Origin of the sequence: Azospirillum himalayense, from assembly GCF_042657465.1 — a bacterium.
GTDB lineage: Bacteria > Pseudomonadota > Alphaproteobacteria > Azospirillales > Azospirillaceae > Azospirillum > Azospirillum himalayense.
This window is the reverse complement of the sequence record NZ_JBHSLC010000104.1, coordinates 1-2519: the sequence shown is the minus strand read 5'-3', so window position 1 is coordinate 2519 and position 2519 is coordinate 1. Positions and strand designations below refer to the sequence as shown.

General features: G+C 66.9%; 2 protein-coding genes and 1 pseudogene. All 3 read left to right on the top strand.

Going from position 1 to position 2519, the window contains the following annotated elements:
- On the top strand, positions 1 to 746 hold a 746-nt coding region (locus ACFPMG_RS28075), incomplete at its 5' end, for a CoA transferase (protein WP_376998487.1).
- 247 nt (positions 747 to 993) lie between these two features.
- Entirely contained in the window at positions 994 to 2190 is a 1197-nt protein-coding gene (gene sucC, locus ACFPMG_RS28070) for an ADP-forming succinate--CoA ligase subunit beta (protein ID WP_376998486.1), read from the top strand.
- A gap of 1 nt (position 2191) precedes the next feature.
- A pseudogene (locus ACFPMG_RS28065) lies at positions 2192 to 2519 on the top strand (succinate--CoA ligase subunit alpha); the annotation flags it as partial.

Sequence of the window (2519 nt, the reverse complement as noted above, 5' to 3'; positions counted from 1 at the left end):
GCATCGTCACGGCGCTCTACCAGCGCACCCAGACCGGGCGCGGCCAGAAGGTGCTGGCGGCCATGCAGGACGCCGTGCTGAACCTCTGCCGCGTCAAGCTACGCGACCAGCAGCGGCTGGAGCGCGGCCCGCTGAAAGAGTACCCGCAATACCCGAACGGCGAATTCGGCGACACCGTGCCGCGCGCCGGCAACGCCTCGGGCGGCGGCCAGCCGGGCTGGATCCTGAAATGCAAGGGCTGGGAGACCGATCCCAACGCCTACATCTACTTCATCACCCAGGCGCCGGTGTGGGCGAAGATCTGCGACGTCATCGGCAAGCCGGAGTGGATCACCGATCCGGACTACGCGACGCCCGCCGCGCGCCTGCCGCGCCTGAAGGACATCTTCGCGACCGTCGAAGAATGGACCATGACCAAGACGAAGTTCGAGGTCATGGAGATCCTGAACAAGCACGACATCCCCTGCGGCCCCATCCTGTCGATGAAGGAGCTGGCGGAGGACCAGTCGCTGCGCGAGACCGGCACCATCGTCGAGGTCGACCACCCGACGCGCGGCAAGTACCTGACGGTCGGCAACCCGATCAAGCTGTCGGACAGCCCGACCGAGGTCACGCGGTCGCCGCTGCTGGGCGAGCACACCGACGAGATCCTGCGCGAGGTTCTCGGCTTCGACGAACGCCGCATCGGCGAGGTCCGCGACAGCGGCGCGCTGGGGCTGGTCGTTCCCCGCATGGCCGCCGAGTAAAGATAGCCGTGGCAGGGGCGTCCCCGTCGGGACGCCCGTTCCATGCAGCACGGATAACAGGCGCACGCAGTCCCGAAGAGCGGGGGCGTTGACGCACACATCCGGTGAGCCGCAGGCTCACACCGTTATTCTTCCACGGATTCAGCACAGGACGCAGGGTGCCGGCGCGGAAAGCGTCAGCGCCGATGCCGGCCTGCGCCCCGCACCCTTCCATTTTAAACACCCGAAGACAGCCCCGAAGACAGCCATGAACATCCATGAGTATCAGGCCAAAGGCCTGCTGAAGACGTACGGCGTCGCGGTGCCCCGCGGCGGCGTCGCGTTCTCTCCCGAGGAGGCCGAGACCGTCGCCCGCGAACTGGGTGGCCCGGTGTGGGTCGTGAAGTCCCAGATCCACGCGGGCGGCCGCGGCGCCGGCCGCTTCAAGGACAACCCCGAGGGCAAGGGCGGCGTCCGCGTCGTCAAGTCCATCGAGGAGGTCGGCAAGAACGCCGCCGAGATGTTGGGCCATGTTCTGGTCACCAAGCAGACCGGTCCGGACGGCCGCGAGGTCAAGCGCCTCTACGTCGAGGAAGGCGCCGACATCAAGCGCGAGCTGTATCTCGGCCTGCTGGTCGACCGGGCCACCGGCCGCGTCACCATCATGGCGTCCACCGAAGGCGGCATGGAGATCGAAGAGGTCGCCCACAACACGCCGGAGAAGATCGTCAAGGTCGCCATCGACCCGGCCACCGGCATCCAGGGCTACCACACCCGCAAGGTCGCCTTCGCGCTCGGCCTCGAAGGCAAGCAGGTCGGGGCGGCGGCGAAGTTCCTGACCGCCATGTACCGCGCCTTCACCGAGCTGGACTGCGCGATCGTCGAGATCAACCCGCTGATCGTCACCGGCTCGGGCGAGATCCTGGCGCTCGACGCCAAGATGAGCTTCGACGACAACGCGCTGTTCCGCCACAAGAACGTGGCCGAGCTGCGCGACGTCGCCGAAGAGGACCCGGCCGAGGTCGAAGCCGCCAAGCACGACCTGAACTACGTCAAGCTGGACGGCAACATCGGCTGCATGGTCAACGGCGCCGGCTTGGCCATGGGCACCATGGACATCATCAAGCTGTACGGCGGCGAGCCGGCCAACTTCCTCGACGTCGGCGGCGGCGCCACCAAGGAGCGCGTCACCGCGGCCTTCAAGCTGATCCTCTCCGATCCCAATGTGAGCGGAATCCTGGTCAATATCTTCGGCGGCATCATGCGCTGCGACGTCATCGCCGAAGGCGTCGTCACGGCGGCCCGCGACGTGAAGCTGCATGTGCCTCTGGTCGTCCGTCTGGAAGGCACGAACGTCGAGCTGGGCAAGAAGATCCTTGCCGAGTCCGGATTGCCGATCCTGTCGGCCGACAACCTCGCCGACGCCGCCGAGAAGGTGGTCAAGGCCGTGAAGGAGGCCGCGTAAGATGGCTGTTCTCGTCGATAAGAACACGAAGGTGATCTGCCAGGGCTTCACCGGAGCCCAGGGCACCTTCCATTCCGAGCAGGCGATCGCCTACGGCACCAAGATGGTCGGCGGCGTCACCCCGGGCAAGGGCGGCACCAAGCACCTCGACCTGCCGGTCTTCGACACGGTGGCCGACGCGGTCGAGAAGACCGGCGCCAACGCCAGCGTCATCTACGTGCCGCCGCCCTTCGCCGCCGACGCCATCCTGGAGGCGATCGACGCCGAGATCCCGCTGGTGGTGTGCATCACCGAGGGCATCCCGGTGCTCGACATGGTGCGCGTCAAGC